This is a genomic window from Vibrio sp. 378 (assembly GCF_033339435.1).
The window spans coordinates 1-537 of sequence record NZ_JAWOUO010001077.1; the positions used below are offsets into that span (position 1 = coordinate 1).

General features: G+C 51.4%; 1 protein-coding gene. It reads left to right on the top strand.

The window, feature by feature from the left end:
• The coding region (gene dapE / locus R7Q48_RS30455; protein WP_318134143.1) for a succinyl-diaminopimelate desuccinylase at positions 1-537 on the top strand (537 nt) is incomplete at both ends.

Consider the following 537-nt stretch of genomic DNA (forward strand, 5'->3'; position numbering starts at 1 on the left):
TTGAAATTGAAGTTATGGTGTTTGAAGACACCACCAACTTTTGGGCGCGTCGCGGTAACGAAGCACCATTGTTTGCTTTCGCAGGTCACACAGATGTCGTACCCGCAGGCAAGCTAGAGCAATGGGATACACCACCGTTCGAGCCAACCATCATCGATGGCTACCTTCATGGTCGTGGTGCGGCCGATATGAAAGGCTCTTTGGCGGCGATGGTAGTGGCCGTTGAACGCTTCATTGCCGAGCACCCAGATCACAAAGGCTCGATTGGCTTTTTGATCACTTCTGATGAGGAAGGTCCTTTCATTAACGGTACCGTTCGCGTCGTAGAAGCGCTGATGGAACGTGGTGAGAACATCGACATGTGCATCGTTGGCGAGCCTTCTAGTACAGAAATTGTGGGTGATGTTGTGAAAAATGGCCGCCGTGGTTCAATTACCGGTGACCTAACCGTAAAAGGCACACAAGGTCATGTGGCCTACCCTCACCTCGCTAATAACCCTGTTCACGCATCGCTACTTGCCATCCACGAACTGGCAA